The organism is Actinacidiphila acididurans (assembly GCF_016918855.1).
Classification (GTDB): Bacteria; Actinomycetota; Actinomycetes; order Streptomycetales; family Streptomycetaceae; genus Actinacidiphila; species Actinacidiphila acididurans.
In genome coordinates this window covers 55,049-73,693 of record NZ_JADKYB010000005.1, presented here as the reverse complement: position 1 = coordinate 73,693, position 18,645 = coordinate 55,049, and the positions used below count along the sequence as shown (strand labels likewise).

At 73.6% G+C, this 18,645-nt stretch carries 14 protein-coding genes; 7 read left to right on the top strand and 7 right to left on the bottom strand.

What is annotated here, in order from left to right:
• Nucleotides 1-200: 200 nt before the first annotated feature.
• Complete coding sequence (locus ITX44_RS10565; protein WP_205356854.1) at nucleotides 201-2,282, top strand: tetratricopeptide repeat protein; 2,082 nt, start codon at nucleotides 201-203, stop codon at nucleotides 2,280-2,282.
• Between the two features lie 225 nt (nucleotides 2,283-2,507).
• On the opposite strand, the gene ITX44_RS10560 is transcribed toward ITX44_RS10565, so the two are convergent.
• Entirely contained in the window at nucleotides 2,508-2,741 is a 234-nt protein-coding gene (locus ITX44_RS10560; RefSeq protein ID WP_205356853.1) for a DUF4287 domain-containing protein, read from the bottom strand.
• A gap of 245 nt (nucleotides 2,742-2,986) precedes the next feature.
• Here ITX44_RS10560 and ITX44_RS10555 point away from each other — a divergent pair, with 245 nt between their 5' ends.
• Nucleotides 2,987-3,313 (top strand): hypothetical protein, encoded by a 327-nt coding sequence (locus tag ITX44_RS10555; protein WP_205356852.1) that lies wholly within the window; start codon nucleotides 2,987-2,989, stop codon nucleotides 3,311-3,313.
• A 136-nt stretch (nucleotides 3,314-3,449) separates the two neighbouring features.
• On the opposite strand, the gene ITX44_RS10550 is transcribed toward ITX44_RS10555, so the two are convergent.
• From ITX44_RS10550 to ITX44_RS10540, 3 genes are all read right to left on the bottom strand, one after another.
• Entirely contained in the window at nucleotides 3,450-4,253 is an 804-nt protein-coding gene (locus ITX44_RS10550; protein ID WP_205356851.1) for a hypothetical protein, read from the bottom strand.
• A 298-nt stretch (nucleotides 4,254-4,551) separates the two neighbouring features.
• Nucleotides 4,552-5,772, bottom strand: coding sequence for an acetyl-CoA C-acetyltransferase (locus tag ITX44_RS10545; RefSeq protein ID WP_205356850.1), 1,221 nt, complete (start codon nucleotides 5,770-5,772; stop codon nucleotides 4,552-4,554).
• Nucleotides 5,773-5,924: 152 nt separating this feature from the next.
• Nucleotides 5,925-6,983 carry an SGNH/GDSL hydrolase family protein gene (locus tag ITX44_RS10540; RefSeq protein ID WP_205356849.1) on the bottom strand — a complete coding sequence of 353 codons (1,059 nt, stop codon included), beginning with the start codon at nucleotides 6,981-6,983 and terminating at the stop codon, nucleotides 5,925-5,927.
• 225 nt (nucleotides 6,984-7,208) lie between these two features.
• Between ITX44_RS10540 and ITX44_RS10535 the strand changes: the two genes are divergently transcribed.
• The gene (locus ITX44_RS10535) at nucleotides 7,209-8,597 is read left to right on the top strand and encodes a cystathionine beta-synthase (RefSeq protein ID WP_205356848.1); all 1,389 of its coding nucleotides are present in this window, start codon (nucleotides 7,209-7,211) and stop codon (nucleotides 8,595-8,597) included.
• A 468-nt stretch (nucleotides 8,598-9,065) separates the two neighbouring features.
• On the opposite strand, the gene ITX44_RS10530 is transcribed toward ITX44_RS10535, so the two are convergent.
• Nucleotides 9,066-9,491: a hypothetical protein gene (locus ITX44_RS10530; protein ID WP_205356847.1), complete on the bottom strand. Its 426-nt coding sequence runs from the start codon at nucleotides 9,489-9,491 to the stop codon at nucleotides 9,066-9,068.
• Nucleotides 9,492-9,593: 102 nt separating this feature from the next.
• Between ITX44_RS10530 and ITX44_RS10525 the strand changes: the two genes are divergently transcribed.
• The 3 genes from ITX44_RS10525 to ITX44_RS10515 all read left to right on the top strand — a co-directional run bounded on the left by ITX44_RS10525 (nucleotide 9,594) and on the right by ITX44_RS10515 (nucleotide 14,499).
• A complete protein-coding gene (locus ITX44_RS10525; RefSeq protein WP_205356846.1) occupies nucleotides 9,594-10,946 on the top strand; it encodes an acyl-CoA synthetase in 1,353 nt (450 codons plus the stop codon).
• A 202-nt stretch (nucleotides 10,947-11,148) separates the two neighbouring features.
• Complete coding sequence (locus tag ITX44_RS10520; RefSeq protein WP_205356845.1) at nucleotides 11,149-13,332, top strand: MMPL family transporter; 2,184 nt, start codon at nucleotides 11,149-11,151, stop codon at nucleotides 13,330-13,332.
• A 225-nt stretch (nucleotides 13,333-13,557) separates the two neighbouring features.
• Nucleotides 13,558-14,499, top strand: coding sequence for a MurR/RpiR family transcriptional regulator (locus tag ITX44_RS10515; RefSeq protein WP_205356844.1), 942 nt, complete (start codon nucleotides 13,558-13,560; stop codon nucleotides 14,497-14,499).
• Between the two features lie 231 nt (nucleotides 14,500-14,730).
• On the opposite strand, the gene ITX44_RS10510 is transcribed toward ITX44_RS10515, so the two are convergent.
• A complete protein-coding gene (locus ITX44_RS10510; protein WP_205356843.1) occupies nucleotides 14,731-15,285 on the bottom strand; it encodes a hypothetical protein in 555 nt (184 codons plus the stop codon).
• A gap of 172 nt (nucleotides 15,286-15,457) precedes the next feature.
• Nucleotides 15,458-16,780 carry a type III PLP-dependent enzyme domain-containing protein gene (locus ITX44_RS10505; protein ID WP_205356842.1) on the bottom strand — a complete coding sequence of 441 codons (1,323 nt, stop codon included), beginning with the start codon at nucleotides 16,778-16,780 and terminating at the stop codon, nucleotides 15,458-15,460.
• Nucleotides 16,781-16,936: 156 nt separating this feature from the next.
• Here ITX44_RS10505 and hutU point away from each other — a divergent pair, with 156 nt between their 5' ends.
• Nucleotides 16,937-18,601, top strand: a complete 1,665-nt coding sequence (gene hutU / locus ITX44_RS10500; RefSeq protein ID WP_205356841.1) for a urocanate hydratase — start codon at nucleotides 16,937-16,939, stop codon at nucleotides 18,599-18,601.
• Nucleotides 18,602-18,645 lie beyond the last annotated feature (44 nt).

Genomic DNA, 18,645 nt, shown 5'->3' with positions numbered 1-18,645 from the left:
GTTCGCTTCCACTCCTCAGTGATACCTCGCGGGGCCGCCGCAGTCCACCGTGAATCGGGCCGTCCGGCGGGCGCCCGCGTGCGTCGCCGGGCCGACCGCGGCCCCTGCGACGGGCGTTGTCAGTGGTGGGGGCTACCGTCTGTCGCGACGGCGGTCCGTCCGCCGGGCCGGCCGGGAACGCACGGGAGGGGTGCCAGCCGATGGACGAACTGCACGAGGGGGACGCGGAGTTGCGCGCGGGCGCCGGTGAGGCGCGGTCCGCGGCCGAGGGCGAGACGGCCCTCGCCCGGCTGATCATGCACGGCGGCGACCTGTCGCACGCCGCGAGCCACCTGGGCAACGCCATGGCGATGGACCCCCTCCTCCCCGAGACCCACGAAGCGCTCGCCGAACTCGCCACCCGGTCCGGCGGAGCCTTCGCCGCACTCGAACTCTTCCCCGCGGACAGCGGGTTCACCGGCGCCGTGGCCTGCCGCGCCCACCTGGAGGCCGCCTGCGGCAACTGGGCGGAGGCGCTGATGCTGCTCGCCGCCGTGGTCCGCGCCGAACCCGAACGGCCGTGGACGCATGTCGCCTGGCTCGGCCGGGACGAACTGCCCGGCCTGCTGCCCCCGGCCGTGCTGACCCAGGCGCTGGCCCGCGTGGTCGGCGGCGCCCTGCCCGACCCGCTGCCCGAGGCCGTCCGCGGCGCGCTCGACCCCTTCTACGCGCTGACCCGCGCCGCGGTGCGGGAGCACCCGGAGGACGGCCGGCTCGCCGCCATAGCGTCGGGTCTGGCCCGCCGCATGGGCGACGCGCCGACCGCCGTCGCCTGGGCCGAGCAGGCCCGCGCGATCCGGCCCGACCACGTCTCGGACGTCATGCTGGGCTACGCGCTGCGCGCCGCCGGCCGCGCCGACGACGCCCTGCGGATCTGGCAGGAGGAGGCCGAACGCGACCCGTCGGACCTGTCCTTGATGGTGGACATCGCCGAGCTGTGGACCACCACCGGCCGCGCCGCCGAGGGGCTGCCCTGGGCCGAACGCGCGGCGGCGGCCGACCCCGGCCACCCGCAGGCCGCCCCGGCCGTCCACGGGGTGCGCTATGCCGCGGACGGCGACCCGGCGCACCTGCTGGCCCTAGCCGACCATCTGCGCAACCGCCCCGACCACCCGTACGCCGCCACGGTGCTGGCCCGGCACAGCGAATGGGAGCCCTGGCTCGGCGTGGTCGCCCAGGCCACCGAGGCGACCGTCAACGTGCTGCACCAGATGCTGGAGAGCCCGGGCGCCGACGGGACCCGCGGCCACGAGATCCAGCTCGCCACCTCCGCGATCGAGCCGCCTTCTGCGGCGCTCGCCTTCCTCGCCGCCTTTCCCGCCGGGGACCTCGTCAACCAGTCGGTGGGCCATCCCGACCCCCGCGAACCGGTCCGGCCGGTCACCACCCAGGTGTGGCGGTACGAGGGCCTGCGCGCCCTGCCGGCCGTGCCGCCGTCCTCCCCGCGGGCCGCCGAACTGCTGCGGGACACCGCCTCGGTGAACTGGCCGCACATCCCCGCCGCCTACGACCACGCGGTCCGGCTGTCCGGCCTGGCCGTGGCGGACCTGCTCGGCGTCCTGGTGCACCCGCCCGCCGCGCCGGACGACAAACAGGGCCGCTTCCTGCGCGACCACCGTCCCGAGCTGTGGATACGCGCGGTGCAGGCGTTCGCCTGCCTCGGACTCGCGCACCACCGCACCGACCAGCCCTGGCCGGACTCCGACCGCCGCCGGGTCCTGCTGGACCTGCTGGACGGCCCCGAGGACTGGGTGTGCGAGGCGGCCGCCTTCGCCCTGGTCGCCACCGCCTGGATGCAGCCGGAGACACGCGCCGAGGCCGGCGAGCGGGTGGCCGCCCGGCTGGTGATGGCGGCCCAGGCCTGGCAGACCCGCGAGGTGACAGTTCTCGCCTCGCTGTGCCGCCTGGTGCTGCTCTGCCCGTGGCTGGAGGAGTCCTGGACCCGGCTGGCCCGCGAGATGCTGGCCGCGGTGCGCCGCGCCGAGGAGGGCCCCGAGCCCGAGGACGCCCGGGAGCGCGCCGAGGAGATGGCCGAGGCCGCCCGCGCCGCGTCCCGCGACCGGAAGGACCGCGGGGGGCCCGAGGGCCCCGGAGGACGCGCGGACGGCACCGGAACCGGCCGCCCGACCCCGGCCCACGGCGGCGCGCAGAGTACGGATCCGGCCGGTGCCGCGGGCTCCGGCGCGGGCCGGGAGGAGCCGCGCGGGAAGCGCCGCGGCCTCTTCCGCCGCCGGCGCGGCTGACCGGACGCCGGGCGGCGTTCCGTACCGCCGCCTCCGGCCCGCTCACCCGCGGTGATCCGGCGAGCCGCCCGGCACACGACGGGCCGCCCGGAAGCGGAATGGCTCGCGGGCGGCCCGGGGCCGTCACCGGCGGCGGCGGACGGCGTCGTGTCGTGGAGTCGAGTCAGTCGAGTCGGCGTGAAGAAGCTGTGCGAAGTGTGGGGAGAGAGTGGCGAAAACGGGCGGCTAGAGGAGATTCCGGGCGGCCCGGCGCAGGTCGTACTCGTGGACGAGGGCCTTGGCGTGCCCGTAGGAGAGGTCGTGCTCGGCGCGCAGCCAGCTCACCTTCTCGTCGAAGCGGAGGAAGGAGGGACCGTCCGCGACGGCTCGCAGCCAGTCGCTGACCTCGCGGCCCGTGCAGGAAGGGATGTGGTCGAGCAGGTTCCGGTGGGTTTCCTCGGAGTAGTGCGTGTGGTACATCGGCGCCTCCGGTATGTGGTCCGGTCACCCCACCGTGCCCGAGCGGTCGGTTCTTGGCAACCATCGGGGACGGCCGGATCTCGATATGCGCGAGCGCGCCGGAGGATGACGCGATACCGACGGGGCAGTGGCCGAAGCCTGCCGCGGGCCGTATCGGCGGTCCGCCGGGGGAGGTTGGGGAGAGGTCCGGGCGCGGCGGGGGTTCTGCGGGGGCTCGTGCGGGCCGCCCGGGTAGGGTCGCCGGTATGTCCGACACCAACGCGCTGCACGCCGGCGTGGAACGCCTCGCCGGGAGGCTGCGCTCGCTGCCGCAGCGCCGTCTGCTGGCCGGTGCCGCCGCCGAGGGCCTGGACACGGCCCGCTGGCTGACCTGGCGGGCCCAGCTGCTCGAGTTCCCCGGACGCGAGCCGTACGAACTGCCGGACGACGGGATCTTCACCGTCGGCGATCAACTGGCCGTAGCGGGCCACGACTTGGTGGCGGCGCTGGCCGGCGCGGACCGGGATCGCGCGGACGAGGTGCTGGCCGAGGCGCTGGAGCGGATGGAGCGGGCCGCGAAAGCGGTGGGCTAGGGATCGGTCGGCCGGCCGCGAAGGCGATGGCTCGGCGACGGGTCGGCCGCGGATGCGGTGGATCAGCGGTCGACAGGCCGGTCGGAAGCGATGCCCGGCCGATGGTGGGGCCGCGGAAGCTTTCCCGCCGCAGCGGTCAGAGCGAGGCGACGACGCGGTCGGCGAGGACGTACACGCTCTCGTCGCCGAAGGCGAAGGTGAGCGCGTAGGCGCCGGCTATCGCGGAGCCGCCGCGCAGCACCGGGACCTCGCCGCGGTCGAGCGCGTCGGTCAGCCGCCGGGCGGTCTCGCGGTGGCCGGGGGTCATGCACAGCGTGGTGCCGTCGGCGAAGACGTAGACGTCGAGGGTGCCGAGCGGGCCGGGCCGCACGTCGGAGAGCGGGATGCGGCCGTCGGCGAGGTCGGCGAGCCGGTCCGCGGTCTGGTCCTGCGAGGCGACGACCGGGGCGGGCACGAAGTCCGGGCCGGAGGGGTGCGGAATCGCGCCGGGGACGGGGGACGCGGTGTCCTGCTCGGGCTCCGGACGGTCGCGGCGGTCCAGATGCTCCAGCCCGGCGAAGTCGGACTGCCGGGGCAGGAAGGGCAGCACCGGGGGCACCTCGTAGTCCGCCGGGCCGGTGTCGGCGCTGTCGCCGGTGGTCGCCCCGTACAGGCCGCCGCGGAAGAAGACGCCCTCGCCGGCGGTCTCGCGGGCCTCCTGCTCGGCCCAGAAGGCGCGGGCCTCGGCCAGTTCCCGTTCCCGTTCGTCGGCCAGCGCCTCGGCCACCGCGGCCCGGATCTCGCCGGCGGACGCCCGCTGTCCAGGCAAGCGCAGCCCGGCCACTTCCCGCCGCAGCGCGGCCAGCTCGCGGCGCATGCCACGGGCCGTGAACAGGGCGGCTGACCCCCCGGCCGCGGCGATCCCCGCGGCGACCAGCAGGACGGTGACGTTGGCACTCACTGAGGTACTCCCGACTGACGCGACCCGAGCAATGCCCACCACAGCGGTGGACGAAACTTGTCCCTCACCTCACTTTGCCGGTAAACCCCTGGCCCTCGCAGTACGGAAAGTCGTGAACTGTCCGGTTCCAGGGATCCGATGTATCCGTATACGTACCGTCTGAGCTGCGCAAACGGTACGCCCCCGGGCAACGTCACGGCCCGGGGGCGATTTCGTTGCGACTTACGTCACAGCCGACCCGCGTCACGTCCGGTACCGGCTCCGGTACGGGCGCGGACGGCGAGGATCACGCGGCCGGTCAGGACAGCCGTTCGATCACCATCGCCATGCCCTGGCCGCCGCCCACGCACATCGTCTCCAGGCCGAACTGCTTGTCGTGGAACTGAAGGCTGTTGATGAGGGTGCCGGTGATCCGGGCGCCGGTCATGCCGAAGGGGTGGCCGACCGCGATGGCGCCGCCGTTGACGTTCAGCCGGTCCAGGTCGATGCCGAGGTCCCGGTAGGAGGGGATGACCTGGGCGGCGAACGCCTCGTTGATCTCCACCAGGTCGATGTCGCCGATGCCCATGCCGGCCCGCTTCAGCGCCTGCCGGGACGCCTCGACCGGCCCGTATCCCATGATCTCCGGGGAGAGCGCGGAGACGCCGGTGGACACGATCCGGGCCAGCGGGGTGATGCCGAGTTCGCGCGCCTTGGTGTCGGACATGATCACCAGGGCGGCGGCGCCGTCGTTGAGCGGGCAGCAGTTGCCGGCGGTGACCGTGCCGTCGGGGCGGAAGACGGGGTTCAGGGCCGCGACGCCCTCCATGGTCACGCCCGGCCGCGGGCCGTCGTCCTTGGCCACCACCGTGCCGTCCGGCAGCGTCACCGGGGTGATCTCCCGCTCCCAGAAGCCGTTCTTCAGCGCCTCCTCGGCGAGGTTCTGCGAGCGCACCCCGAACTCGTCCTGGTCCTGCCGGGTGATCCCCTTCAGCGCGGCCAGGTTCTCCGCGGTCTGGCCCATGGCGATGTACGCGTCCGGCACCGCGCCGTCCTCGCGGGGGTCGTGCCACTCGCCGCCGCCCTGCTCGGCGCGCCGCTCGGTGCGGGACATCGCCTCGGCGAACACCGGGTTCACCGTGTCGGGCAGGCTGTCGGAGTTGCCCTTGACGAAGCGGGAGACCATCTCGACCCCGGCCGAGACGAACACGTCGCCCTCGCCGGCCCGGATCGCGTGCAGCGCCATCCGGGTGGTCTGCAGCGAGGACGAGCAGTAGCGGGTGACCGTACAGCCCGGCAGGTGGTCCATGCCCATCCGCACCGCGACGATCCGGGCCATGTTGAAGCCCTGCTCGCCGCCGGGCAGGCCGCAGCCCAGCATCAGGTCGTCGATCTCGCGCGGGTCGAGCTGCGGCACCTTGTCCAGCGCGGTCCTGATGATCGTGGCGGTCAGGTCGTCCGGGCGCAGTTCCTTCAGCGAGCCCTTGTAGGCGCGCCCGATGGGCGAACGGGCGGCGGAGACGATGACGGCTTCGGGCATCGCGGCACTCCTCGGCGAGCGGCGGGCGGTCGGGACTCCCAGGGAAGTTACCCGCACGTAGCCGGGCGGTCAGCAGACCGGGGCTGTGATGCGGGCTACTTTCTGAGCGCTTGCTTACCCAGTGTGCACCCGAGCCGCCCACTGCGCGGGCGCTACGCCGACTCGTGCGAAGCCCCGGTATCGGCGTCCGCGTTCTCGCCCGGCGCCCCCTCGGCCGCGGCCTCGCGTTCCAGCGGACGGCGCCGCCGCCGCTTCAGCAGGGCCCAGCGGCCGCGCGGACCGGCGGCCGGCTGCGCCGCGGTGACCTCGGTGCCGCCCTCGGCGGCAGCCTCCGCCGCCGCTTGGGCGACCGGCAGGAAGCCCTCGCCGCGCCGGGCGTCCGGCCGCTCGTCGGCCTCCGGCCACAGGCCGAGCGACGCGCACAGCGTGGGCAGTACGGCCATGGCGGCCGTCGCGTAGCCCTCCGCCGACGGGTGGAAGTTGTCCGGGCCGAACAGCTCGCGCGGGCGCGCCTCGAACTCCGGCCCCAGCAGGTCGCCCAGCGAGACCGTGCGCGCGCCCAGCTCCACCACCGCGATGGTCTGCGCCGCCGCGAGCTGCCGGCTCGCCCGCCGGGCCAGCCACCGCAGCGGCTGGTAGACCGGCTCGACCGAGCCCAGGTCCGGGCAGGTGCCCACCACCACCTCGGTGCCGGCCGCGCGCAGCACCCGTACCGCGTCCGTCAGCAGCCTCACCGAGGTGGCCAGCGGCATGCGGTGGGTGACGTCATTGGCGCCGATCATGACGACGGCGACGTCCGGGGGCGTCGCCGAGGGACCGGCCAGCAGGTCCACCTGCCGGGCGAGGTCGTCGGACCGGGCGCCGGGCTGGGCGACGTTGAGCAGCCGCACCGGCCGCTCGGCGACCGCCGCGAGCCCCGAGGCCAGCAGCGCGCCGGGCGTCTCCCGGGCCCGGTGCACGCCCTGCCCGGCCGCGGTGGAGTCGCCGACCATGGCCAGCGTCAGCTCCGGCTCGCCGCCGGGGTGGGCGAAGGCCGACCCGTACCGCCCGTCGGCGCGCGGTGGCACGTCGCCGGAACCGCCGACCATCCGCTTGGCCAGTCGCGCCTCCGTCAGCAGCACCCCGACCGCGGCCCCGCCCAGCAGGCTGATTCCGCCGCTGCTGAACGCCGCCGCCGTCGCGATCCGCCGTGCCACCCTCGCTCTCGACATCGAGCCGGCCACCTCCTGTGCGATTGCCCGGTACGAGAACCTGTTGCCCTGCCCCGGCCAACCTCTATCAACCGTCCTGCAGCATCTGTGCAGCGTCCCTGCAGTGTCCTTCAGCGTCCTTCAACGTGCACCGACGTCAACAATGTCCGCAACATCCCTGTTTCGTGCGGACTCGGTGCGAGACCTAGGCTGGCCCCACCATCACGGAGAACCCGGAGACAAACGGTGCAGTATCACGATTCGATGATCAGCCTCGTCGGCAACACCCCGCTGGTGCGGCTGCACAGCGTGACCGAGGGGATCCAGGCGACCGTCCTGGCCAAGGTCGAGTACTTCAATCCGGGCGGGTCGGTCAAGGACCGGATCGCGCTGCGCATGATCGAGGCCGCCGAGGAGTCCGGCGCCCTCAAGCCCGGCGGCACCATCGTGGAGCCGACCTCCGGCAACACCGGCGTGGGCCTGGCCCTGGTCGCCCAGCGCAAGGGCTACCGCTGCGTCTTCGTCTGCCCCGACAAGGTCTCCACCGACAAGATCAACGTCCTGCGGGCGTACGGCGCCGAGGTCGTGGTCTGCCCGACCGCCGTCGCCCCGGAGCACCCCGACTCGTACTACAACGTGTCCGACCGGCTGGTGCGGGAGACGCCGGGCGCCTGGAAACCGGACCAGTACAGCAATCCGAACAACCCGTTGTCGCACTACCACTCCACCGGCCCGGAGCTGTGGACCCAGACCGACGGGCGGATCACCCACTTCGTGGCCGGCGTCGGCACCGGCGGCACCATCTCCGGCACCGGGCGGTACCTGAAGGAGATCAGCGACGGCCGGGTCCAAGTGATCGGCGCCGACCCCGAGGGCTCGGTCTACAGCGGCGGCTCCGGGCGCCCGTACCTGGTCGAGGGCGTCGGTGAGGACTTCTGGCCGGACGCGTACGACCGGGGCGTGGCCGACGAGATCGTGGCCGTCTCCGACAAGGACTCCTTCCAGATGACCCGGCGGCTGGCCCGGGAGGAGGGCCTGCTGGTCGGCGGCTCCTGCGGGATGGCGGTGGTGGCCGCGCTGACCGTGGCCCGCCGGCTCGGCCCCGACGACGTGGTGGTCGTCCTGCTGCCGGACAGCGGCCGCGGCTACCTGTCGAAGATCTTCAGCGACGAGTGGATGAGCTCGCACGGCTTCCTGGACGAGGGGGAGGGCGAGGCGCGGGTCGCCGACGTGATCGCGCACAAGCAGGGCGACATCCCGAACCTGGTGCACATGCACCCCGAGGAGACGGTCGGCCAGGCCATCGAGGTGCTGCGCGAGTACGGCGTCTCGCAGATGCCGGTGGTCAAGCCCGGCGCGGGGCACCCCGACGTGATGGCCGCCGAGGTGGTCGGCTCGGTGGTCGAGCGGGAGCTGCTGCACGCGCTGTTCACCAAGCGCGCCGACTTGATGGACCCGCTGGACCGGCACATGTCCCCGCCGCTGCCGCAGGTCGGCTCCGGCGAGCGGGTGAGCGACCTGATGCCCGTCCTGGAGGGCGCGGACGCCGCGATCGTGCTGGTCGAGGGCAAGCCGACGGGTGTGGTGAGCCGCCAGGACCTGCTGGCCTTCCTGGCCGTGCACGCGGGCGCCTGACGGCGGGGCTCGGGCCGTATCGGCCGGTGCCGGGAGAGGTGCCGGCCGGTGCGCGGGGGCGCGCGTGCGGTCGTACGTGCGCCGCGCGAGTCGTACGCGGGCTGGTGCGCGCGCTGTACGTGCCGTGGCTCCTGAGTCGTACGGGATTCGCGGAAACGGTACACCCGTGACACGTTGGCGCAGCACGCGCTTAACACGCGTCCGGCACATTGAACATGTCGAACCGAACGGGTCCACCGGACGGATCGGCCGAAGATGTGGCGCCAAGGCTTCCGGAGCGGCTCCCGGATCCATGGTGACCCTGGACGCGCACGGCCCGGCCCTGACCCGGCCCGCGTCCCGGCGGGAACCGCCGTCGTCCCGCCCTCCGGGTGCGAATCCCGGGGGTGCGGCGGTTCCCGCCCTTTATCTTTTGCGCGGGCCCTTCGCCCAGCGCTTCCTCAGGTCCTCGGCGGCCCTCGGAGGTTCTCAGGACCAGTCGTCGTCCTTGGCCTGCTTTCCGGCGTGCGGGCCGAAGATCTGGCCCAGGCTCTGCGCGACGTTCACCCCGACGATGCCGGCCCAGGTGATGAACAGCCCGCCTGCGCCCGCGTTGACCGCGCCGATGGCGGACAGCGGGATCGCGGCGATCATCGTGAAGCCGGCGAAGCCGTAGCGCGCGAAACGGGCACTGGGCTGCGGCGGGCCGATCGGGCGGCGGTCGGCGCGGGCGGACGACGTCTGCTGCTGCGCGAGCTCACGGCGCACCCGTTGCTCCACGCGGCTGTCGACACGCTCGGCCACCTTGTCCATGAAGGAGTCGACGAGTTCCGACTCGTACTCCGCCCCGAGGTCCTTGCGTGCCTGCAAGGTGGCGGAGAGGTCCTTGCTCAGTTCGGGGTCGCGGGCGTCCATGGGGCCACCGTAGGCAGCGGACGGGTACGCCACTATGGGGGTAGCCCCCGGTTTCCCCCGGGGGTCCGCCGTCCAAGCCCCAGGATCGCCCAGGAGGACCCCATGCCCGAGGTGCCCGAGGCGCCTGTGCTCACCGCCCTGTACGGGGGCACGGACCGGGCCGACGCGGTGACCGTGGCCGGGCGGGCCTGCTCCTACGAGGAACTGCTGGGCGCGGCGGGCGCGGTGGCCCGGCGGGTGTCGGGCATGGCGGCCTTCGCGGTCGAGGCCACCGCTTCCCTGGAGACGGTCGCCGCCGTGGTGGGCGGCCTGCTGGCCGGCGTGCCGGTGGTCCCGGTCGCGCCGGACGCGGGGCCGGCCGAGCGCGAGCACGTCCTGAAGGACTCCGGCGCCGAGGTGGTGGCGGTGGACTTCGCCGAGCGCGCCGACTTCGGTACGGAGGGCGCGGGGGACGACGGCGACGCGCCCGCGCTGATCCTCTACACCTCCGGGACCACCGGGGCGCCCAAGGGCGTCCTGCTCTCCCGCAAGGCCGTCGCCGCCGACCTGGACGCGCTGGCCGAGGCCTGGCAGTGGACCGCCGAGGACACCCTGGTGCACGGCCTGCCGCTGTTCCACGTGCACGGCCTGGTGCTGGGGGTGCTGGGCGCGCTGCGCACCGGCAGCCGCCTGGTGCACACCGGCCGGCCGACCCCGCAGGCGTACGCGGCGGCCGGCGGCAGCCTCTACTTCGGGGTGCCGACGGTCTGGCACCGGGTGGTCAAGGACGAGGCCGCGGCGCGCGCGCTGACCGGCGCGCGGCTGCTGGTCTCCGGCAGCGCCCCGCTGCCCGATCCGGTCTTCGCGGACCTGCGTGCGCTGACCGGCCACGAGCCGGTGGAGCGCTACGGCATGACCGAGACGCTGATCACCGTGAGCGCCCGGGCCGGCGGGCCGCGGCGGCCGGGCGCGGTCGGCACCGTGCTGCCCGGCATCGCCACCCGGGTCGCGGAGGCGGCCGACGGCATCGGCGAACTCCAGGTGCAGGGCCCCACCCTCTTCGACGGGTACCTGGGCCGGCCGGAGGCGACCGCGGCCTCGTACACGGCCGACGGCTGGTTCCGTACCGGCGACATCGCGGCGATCGAGGCGGACGGCACCCACCGGATCGTCGGCCGGGCGTCCACCGACCTGATCAAGTCCGGCGGCTACCGGATCGGCGCCGGCGAGGTGGAGAACGCGCTGCTGGCCCACCCTGCGGTGCGGGAGGCGGCGGTGGTGGGCGCACCGGACCCGGACCTCGGGCAGCGGATCGTGGCGTACGTGGTGGCCGACGGGGTGAGCGGGCAGGAGCTGACGGACTTCGTGGCGGCGCGGCTGTCGGTGCACAAACGGCCGCGCGCCGTACGCTTCCTGGCCGAATTGCCGCGCAATGCCATCGGGAAGCCGCAAAAGCACTTGCTGCCGCCGGTGTGACCTCGGTAGTGGTAGGGGACGGGCCGGGGGCTCGGCTTGCCCCTTGTCGGGCGGCAAGTAAGCTACGGCTGGTACCACCGACCCTGGTACGCCAAACCCCTGACGAAAATCACTTCCGGGCGGATGTTCGCCCGGGTCGCCGATGCCCTGTGCCCGCTCCAGAGGGCGGCGGTGATACCACCTGCCATGGAGGCACCACCGCATGTTCCACCGCATCGGACGCACAGTCGTCCGCCATCCGGTCTGGACCCTTGTGGCCTGGATCGTTGCCGCGGTCGCGATCGTGGCCACCGCACCGAACCTCCCGTCCAACAGCGACGAGAGCAGCTTCCTGCCGTCGAGCTACGAGTCGATCAAGGCGATGAACCTCCAGGAGAAGGCCTTTCCCCAGGCCTTCACCCCGGCCGCGATCGTGCTCTACCAGCGCACCGACCACGGCGCGCTGACCGCGGCCGACAAGGCCGACATCAGCCGGATCACCACCGCCCTCGGCAAGAAGGGCATCGATCAGGTGCAGGCGGTCGTCGCCGGCACGCCGTCCAAGAACGGCGACTACGACACCGCGCTGGTCCAGATGGACAAGAAGTCGCAGGGCCAGCCCAAGCAGGCGGACGCCGCCAAGGCGTTGCGCGTCGACGCCGCGGCGCTGGCGCACGGCACGCACCTGAAGACACTGGTCGGCGGTCAGGCGGCGCAGAACCTCGACCAGCAGGACGCCGGCAAGACCTCGGACGCGGTCGCGCTGTTCGGCTCCCTGCTGATCATCATCATCACGCTGTCGATCATCTTCCGCTCGCCACTCGTGGCGATCCTGCCATTGGTGCTGCTCATCGGCGTGGTCTTCACGGTGGCGAACTCGCTGATCGCGGACGCCACCAAGGTGTTCGGACTCCAGGCCAACAGTTCGATCTCGGCACTGCTGATCGTGGTCGTCCTCGGCGTCGGCACCGACTACTTCCTGTTCCTGATGTTCCGCTACCGGGAACGGCTGCGCGCCGGTGACGAGCCGAAACAGGCGATGATCAACGCGGTGACCCGGGTCGGCGAGGCCATCGCCTCGGCCGCCGGCGCGGTCATCATCGCCTTCTGCGCGCTGGCACTGTCCACCCTGGGCTTCCTCACCCAGCTCGGCCCGGCCCTGGCCATCCTGGTCGCGGTCACCCTGATCGCCGGCCTGACCCTGTTCCCGGCGATCTGCTCGCTGATCCCGCCGCGGGCGCTGTTCTGGCCCGGCAAGAAGTGGCACCAGGAGCCGAACAACGCCCGTTTCGCCGCCATCGGCCGCGTGGTCGGCCGCCGGTCCGGCCTGGTGGCCATCGTCTCCGGCTTGGTCATGCTGCTGCTGGCGATCGGCACCCTGGGCTACAAGGCGTCGTACGACCTGGCGTCCGGCTCCATCCCGAAGACCAAGGAGTCGATGGTCGTCCAGGACACCATGCAGAAGGCGTACTCCGCGGGCGCGGCCGAGCCGACCGACGTCTACCTCAGCAGCACCGACGGCAAGCCGCTGTCCGGCGTGGACTTCAGTGCCTACGCGAACAAGCTGCGGCAGGCCCCCGGTGTCGCCGATGTCGCCTTCGACCAGTCCAAGGACGTCAACAAGGCGGGGTCCACCGCGGACTACACGGTGACGCTGAAGTACGAGGCCTCCAGTGACCAGGCGATCTCGGCGGTCGGCGGCATCCGCACGGTGGCCCACGACAACGCCCCGCCCGGCACACAGGCGCTGGTCGGCGGCACCTCGTCGGTCTACAAGGACATCAACGCGGCCGTGAACCACGACTACCGGACGGTCTTCCCGGTGGCGGCGATTCTGATCATGGTCATCCTGGGGCTGCTGCTGCGCAGTGTGGTCGCGCCCTGGTACCTGATCGCCTCGGTCGGCCTCGGCTTCGGTGCCACCCTGGGCACCACCGTGCTGATCTTCGGCCGTGGCTCGGGGCTGATCTTCCTGCTGCCGATCATCATGTACCTGTTCGTGGTCGCCATCGGCACGGACTACAACATCCTGATGATCGCCCGGCTGCGGGAGGAGGCCCGTGAGGGCCGGCAGCCGCGGGAGGCGGCGGCCGAGGCACTGCGGCACGCCGGTCCCACCATCGGCGCGGCCGGGCTCATCCTGGCGGCGACCTTCGGCACGCTCATGCTGTCCGGGAACTCCTTCCTGACCCAGATGGGCTTCACGGTCGCCTTCGGCATCGTGGTCGCGGCCTTCGTGATGGCGATGTTCTTCACGCCGAGCCTGACCGCGCTCATCGGGCACGCCGCCTGGTGGCCGGGTCACGCCGACCGGTCCGACCGGCCGCAGGCCCTGACGGGCAAGCTCGGCGGGCAGGCGGCGTCGCCGGAGCAGTCGGAGCTGGATGACACGAGTCGGCGGCGGTAGCCGGTACCGACACCACGGCCGGGGCCGGGCGGACGACGATCGTCCGCCCGGCCCCGGGCTTTGCGGGTTGCACGGGCTGCATATGGCCATGCAGAGTCAGGTGCCGTTGAATAACGGCAGGGGACGAAGGCAGCGGCTGTGACGGTGGCTGTCACGACGGCTGGCACGACGGCTGGCACGGCGACGGCAGCGACGGCGACGACGGACGGGACGGGGAGCGCGGCGATGGGAAGCGCAGGCGGCGGCAGCGGTGGCGCCGGAAGCGGCCTCGGCGGCGGTACGACCGGTGACGCGGGGGCGGGCGCGGCTTTGCAAAGCGGTACGGCGACGGCCGAGGGGGCCGCGGCGGCGCGGCTGCTGAAGCTGTTCGAGGCCCACCGGCTGACCCCGACCCAGCGGCGCATCGCGCACTGCCTGGTCCGCCGGGCGGCGGAGGCGCCGTTCCTGTCCAGCGTGGAGGTGGCCGAACTGGCGGGCGTCAGCCAGCCGTCGGTGACCCGGTTCGCAGTGGCGCTCGGCTTCGACGGCTACCCGGCGCTGCGCCGCCACCTGCGCGAGGTCGCACCGGCCCCGGCCGACGCGCGCGAGGCCGCGTACAACGAGTACCAGCAGGCCGTGCACGCCGAGATCGAGAACCTGCGGCACCTGACGGCGCTGCTCGCCGACCCCGAGCCGGTGGTGCGGGCCGGGGAGGTGCTGGCCGGCTCCCGGCCGCTGCCCGTGCTCGGGCTGCGGGCGGCCGGCGCGCAGGCCCGCGGGTTCGCGTACTTCGCCGCCAAGGTGCATCCGGACGTACGGCTGCTCGACGAGGGCGGCTCGCAACTCGCCGACCGGATCGACGCGGCGGTACGGGCCGGGGCCGGCGCGCTGATGTGCTTCGCGCTGCCGCGCCACCCCAAGGAGGTGGTGGACGCGCTGGCGTACGCCCGGCAGGCCGGGCTGACCGTCGTCACCGTGGCCGACAGCGCATTCGCCCCGGTCGCCGGCTACAGCGACATCCTGCTGCCGGCCGCCGTGGGCACCGGCCTCGCCTTCGACACCGCCTGCGCCCCGATGATGCTGGGCCGGGTGCTGCTGGAGTCGATGTGCGACGCGCTACCGGACGCGCAGGCCCGGCTCGAGGAGTTCGACGCGAGGGCGGCGGCGCGGGGGTTGTTCACGGAGTGAGGGCCCTCGCGGGGCGGGGGTCGTTGACGGAGTGAGGGCTGCTGCTGCGGGGGCTGTCGGGCCGCTCGCCCCCCTGGCCGCCACCTGCCGCCGGCGAGGGCCGCTCGTGGAGTGCGGGCTCCTCGCCGGGCGAGGCGGTGACGGCGGGGGCGGTGACGCCGGCCCGTGGTACGACGGGGCTCCGGCCGGGACTCGTCCGGGACTCCGCCCGGGGCTGATCCAGGCGCTCGGTCAGGCGATGCGTGCGCGCCGGCGCGGGCCGCCGCCGGGGGCCGCGTCGCCCGCCGCGATGCCGGTGAGCTGGTAGGCGGCCTGGTCGCCGTCCGGGCGCACCCACAGCAGCGCGTCGCGGGAGCGTTCGATCCGGGCCAGGCGGCGGGACTTCGCCCACAGCCCGGCGCCGATCCCGGCCAGCAGCATGCCCCCGGCGCTGGGCAGGGCCGCGCAGGAGCCGGCGGCCACGACGAGGGCCGCCAGCAGCCACCACCGGCGGCGCCGTACCCAGATCCGGGCGGTGATCCGGCGGTCCTCCAGGGCCACCGCCTTCGCGGCGCGGGAGGCGGCCCGCGCGCGTTCGTCGTACTTCCGGCCACGGACCAGGTACGCGACCGCCGCCGCGACGATGAACGCCGCCGCACCCGCCATGACCCCGATCCTGCGGCCGGTCGGACTGAAGGTGACGGCGGTGCCGGCCGCCGCCGCGGCGACCCCCAGCCACCAGCACCAGCAGGCCGCCGTCCGGACCCGTACCGCTACCCGTGCCAACGTGTAGGCCTCGCGCACCACGGCCCGCTCCCTCCTCCTCGTCGTCGCGTCGTCGCGACCCGGCTGTCGTGTCCGGGGAGATTAGTCCGGGATTCTCAGATTTTCGTTAAGACGGCGGGGCATGGCCGACGGGTTCACGCCGGATTTCCGGTCGGTGCGCCGGGTGGTGGTGGGCCGGCGCAGCGCGGCCGCCTCAGGGACGGGCCAGTGGGGGCAGGCCGGCGCCGCTCTCGGCGAGGAGTTCGGCGCGGGTCTGGGCGTGGCGGACGGGTGCGAAGGCGACGGTGCCGTCCGGCCCGACGGTGTAGCCGACGACGGCCGGGCGGGGCAGCGAGTTGTAGGCGAAGTGGGTGGAGAAGTAGTACGCGCCGGTGTCCAGCAGGGCCACGTGATCGCCCGCGGCCAGCAGCGGCAGGGCGCGGCCCCGGGCCACCAGGTCCCCGGCGAAGCAGCAGGGCCCGGCGACGTCCTGGACCACGTCCGGGCCCTGCTTGGGCTGCCCGTGGCCGTCCAGCGCGAGCACCCGCAGCGGCCAGGCGTCGGGCGCGAAGACCGTACGGGTCGCCACCTGGGCACCGGCGTGGGTGACCGCTATCGGCAGGCCGCCGGCGGACTTGGCGTACTCCACGCGGGCCAGCACCGTGCCGTGCTTGGCCAGCAGCGAGCGGCCGAACTCCGTCACCAGGCCGTAGCGGCCGTCGAAGAGGCCGGGCACCTCGGCGCGCAGCAGGTCCGCGTAGTCGGCGAAGGAGGGGGTGATCGCGTCGGAGCCGAAGTTGACGGGCAGGCCGCCCCCTATGTCCAGCACGGTGATCTGCTGCCGGCCGGCGGCGGCGTTGACCTGCTCGGCCAATTCGTACGCGGCCCGCACCCCGGCGGCCATCAACTCCAGCGGGACGCCCTGGGAGCCGGTGTGGGTGTGCAGCCGGTTCATCCAGGGCCGTTCGGCGTAGGCGCGCAGCACCCACTCCCGCGCGCCCGGATCGCGCAGCGCCACCCCGAACTTGGAGGTGGCCGTGGCGGTGCTCATCGCGCCGATGCTGCCCGCGCCGACCTGCGGATTCACCCGCAGGCCGATCGGCGAGACGGACGGGGTGCGCTCGAGCAGGGCTTCGATCCGGGCGAGTTCCTGCGGGTTGTCGGCGTTGACGGCGATGCCCAGGGTCAGCGCCTCGCGCAGTTCGGGCACGGTCTTGGCGGGGGAGTCCAGCACGATCCGGTCGGCCGGGATGCCGGCCGCCCGGGCCTGGGCCAGTTCGCCGGGGCTGGCCACCTCCGCGCCCATGCCGTACCCGCCGAGCAGCGCCAGGACGGGCACGAGCGAGGCGGCCTTGACCGCGAAGCAGTGCGTGACCGGCACGCCGGGGACGTCGAAGGCCGCCTGGAGCGCGGTCACCGACTCACCGATGCCCGCGACGTCCAGCAGCCCCAGGACCGGTTCGTCCTCGGACACCAGCCCGTGCCCGACCGCCGCCCGCAGCGCCTGCTCCCGGCGTCTTCCCAGCTCATCGCTCATGCGCGCCATCCCATCACCTGTCCTCGGCACGGTGCCAATGCGCACTGCGGACAATCACGGCCGCGCAGCGCGCCCCGGCGTCCACTTGTTGACCAGGATTATTCAGCCCGCCAGGATATGAATGAACAGCATCATGGTGGACGAGGAGGCCGACCGATGGCGGGACCGAGGCCCGTCCGCGCACCGCGCGGCACGGAACTGAGCGCTCAGGGGTGGCAGCAGGAAGCCGCGCTGCGCATGCTGCAGAACAACCTCGATCCCGAGGTGGCCGAACACCCCGATCAGCTCGTCGTCTACGGCGGCACCGGCAGGGCCGCCCGCGACTGGAACTCCTTCGACGCCATGGTGCGTACCCTGCGCGGTCTGAAGCAGGACGAAACCATGCTCGTCCAGTCCGGTCGCCCGGTCGGCGTGATGACCACCCACGAGTGGGCGCCGCGCGTGCTGATCGCCAACTCCAACCTGGTCGGCGACTGGGCCACCTGGGAGGAGTTCCGCCGCCTGGAGGCCCTCGGCCTGACCATGTACGGCCAGATGACCGCCGGTTCGTGGATCTACATCGGCACCCAGGGCATCCTCCAGGGCACCTACGAGACCTTCGCAGCGGTCGCCGCCAAGCGATTCGGCGGCTCGCTGGCCGGCACCATCACCCTCACCGCGGGCCTGGGCGGCATGGGCGGCGCCCAGCCGCTGGCCGTCACGATGAACGACGGCGTCGTCATCTGCGTCGACTGCGACCCGCGGGCCATCGAGCGGCGCATCGCCCACCGCTATCTGGACGTGCGGGCCGACTCCCTCGACCACGCGCTGCGCCTGGCCGTCGAGGCCCGCGACGCCCGCCGGCCGCTGTCCATCGGCGTGCTCGGCAACGCCGCCGAGGCCGTCCCCGCGCTGCTGGCCATGAAGGCGCCCATCGACATCGTCACCGACCAGACCTCCGCGCACGACCCGCTGGCGTACCTGCCGGTCGGGGTGGACTTCGCGGAGATGCGGGACTACGCCGCCGAGAAGCCGGCCGAGTTCACCGAGCGCGCCCGGGAGTCCATGGCCCGGCACGTCGAGGCGATGGTCGGCTTCCAGGACGCGGGCGCCGAGGTCTTCGACTACGGCAACTCCATCCGCGGCGAGGCCAAGCTGGCCGGCTACGAGCGGGCGTTCGCCTTCCCCGGCTTCGTCCCCGCGTACATCCGCCCGCTGTTCAGCGAGGGCAAGGGCCCCTTCCGCTGGGCCGCGCTGTCCGGCGACCCCGCCGACATCGCCGCCACCGACCGGGCGATCCTCGACCTGTTCCCGGAGAACGAGTCGCTGGCCCGCTGGATCCGCCTGGCCGGCGAACGCGTCCACTTCCAGGGCCTGCCCGCCCGCATCTGCTGGCTCGGCTACGGCGAACGCGACCGCGCCGGCGAGCGCTTCAACGAGATGGTCGCCGACGGCACCCTCAAGGCCCCGATCGTCATCGGCCGCGACCACCTGGACGCCGGCTCGGTCGCCTCCCCGTACCGCGAGACCGAGGCGATGCTCGACGGCTCCGACGCCATCGCCGACTGGCCGCTGCTCAACGCCATGGTCAACGTGGCCTCCGGCGCCTCCTGGGTGTCCATCCACCACGGCGGCGGCGTCGGCATGGGCCGCTCCCTGCACGCCGGCCAGGTCACGGTCGCCGACGGCACCGCGCTGGCCGCCGAGAAGATCCGCCGCGTCCTCACCAACGACCCCGGCATGGGCGTCATCCGCCACGTCGACGCCGGTTACGAGCGCGCCGAGGAAGTCGCCGCCGAACGCGGGGTCCGCATCCCCATGCGCGAGGGCACGCCCTCGTGACGGCCCACGACTCCGGCCGGGGGCCGGGCGCCGGGGAAGCGCGG

What these genes read in the sequence shown, in the direction of transcription:
- ITX44_RS10545 (WP_205356850.1), bottom strand. Translation starts at nt 5,772, where the DNA reads ATGCCCGAAGCCGTCATCGTCTCCGCCGCCCGTTCGCCCATCGGGCGC.
- hutU (WP_205356841.1), top strand. Translation starts at nt 16,937, where the DNA reads ATGGCGGGACCGAGGCCCGTCCGCGCACCGCGCGGCACGGAACTGAGC.
- ITX44_RS10560 (WP_205356853.1), bottom strand. Translation starts at nt 2,741, where the DNA reads ATGTACCACACGCACTACTCCGAGGAAACCCACCGGAACCTGCTCGAC.
- ITX44_RS10555 (WP_205356852.1), top strand. Translation starts at nt 2,987, where the DNA reads ATGTCCGACACCAACGCGCTGCACGCCGGCGTGGAACGCCTCGCCGGG.
- ITX44_RS10515 (WP_205356844.1), top strand. Translation starts at nt 13,558, where the DNA reads ATGGGAAGCGCAGGCGGCGGCAGCGGTGGCGCCGGAAGCGGCCTCGGC.
- ITX44_RS10505 (WP_205356842.1), bottom strand. Translation starts at nt 16,780, where the DNA reads ATGAGCGATGAGCTGGGAAGACGCCGGGAGCAGGCGCTGCGGGCGGCG.
- ITX44_RS10540 (WP_205356849.1), bottom strand. Translation starts at nt 6,983, where the DNA reads ATGTCGAGAGCGAGGGTGGCACGGCGGATCGCGACGGCGGCGGCGTTC.
- ITX44_RS10530 (WP_205356847.1), bottom strand. Translation starts at nt 9,491, where the DNA reads ATGGACGCCCGCGACCCCGAACTGAGCAAGGACCTCTCCGCCACCTTG.
- ITX44_RS10525 (WP_205356846.1), top strand. Translation starts at nt 9,594, where the DNA reads ATGCCCGAGGTGCCCGAGGCGCCTGTGCTCACCGCCCTGTACGGGGGC.
- ITX44_RS10565 (WP_205356854.1), top strand. Translation starts at nt 201, where the DNA reads ATGGACGAACTGCACGAGGGGGACGCGGAGTTGCGCGCGGGCGCCGGT.
- ITX44_RS10520 (WP_205356845.1), top strand. Translation starts at nt 11,149, where the DNA reads ATGTTCCACCGCATCGGACGCACAGTCGTCCGCCATCCGGTCTGGACC.